1 protein-coding gene is annotated in these 749 nt (G+C 53.1%); it reads left to right on the top strand.

Annotated elements, in window-relative coordinates:
* Positions 1–749: DUF637 domain-containing protein (locus RA27_RS22975; RefSeq protein ID WP_039544642.1), on the top strand; the 749-nt coding region annotated here is incomplete at both ends.

Genomic DNA, 749 nt, shown 5'->3' on the forward strand with positions numbered 1-749 from the left:
AGCTCGGCTGTCTACGACACTGACTTTGCCGATGGGCTCTCAGCAAGCTTCGTACGGACAGTTACCAACCTGGCACTCGCAGACGCCCAGTTTGAGATCGGTGGGTTGTTCACTGACGCGAACGGCAACCCCATCAATGGTGGTGAAGGCTCGGCAGGTCATATGCTACTTCATGCACTCGCGGGCTGCGCCGCCGCCGAAGCTTCCGGTGCGGATTGTAAAGCTGGGGCAGCGGGTGGAATTGCCCAAAGCATATATGCAGGCACCGACCCGTTGGCTCAAGGTATTAGCCATCAGGAATTGGATCGACGTGCGGCACTGCTTGGTTCATTAACCGGTCTACTATTTTCGGGTGGTGATGCCGAAAATGTAGCCATTGCGGCTTCGGTCTTCCGATCAGCTGTCCAGAACAATCTTATTCCTCATAATGGCGACAATCATTGGGCAATAGACTTTGCGGAGGAACGAGAGGAATTTCGCAAAAAGTGGGGCCGGGAAAACTGCCAGGGTTTGAACGAACAGCAATGCAATGCTGCCTACGCAGAAGATGTTCGGGAGCAACTGTCTCTCATCCCAGGCATTGGCACAATGGTGAATACCAAGGAGTGCATAGGCGGGAACGACGCGGCATGTGGCGACATCGTGATAGGAGTAGTCACAGATGTTGTTGGTGGGGCTGTCATCAAAACAGGGATGATCGTCACTAAAACAGGTGGAAAATGGATTCTGAGAAAGGTCGACAATGTTGC

Source organism: Ruegeria sp. ANG-R, from assembly GCF_000813985.1.
Lineage (GTDB): Bacteria > Pseudomonadota > Alphaproteobacteria > Rhodobacterales > Rhodobacteraceae > Ruegeria.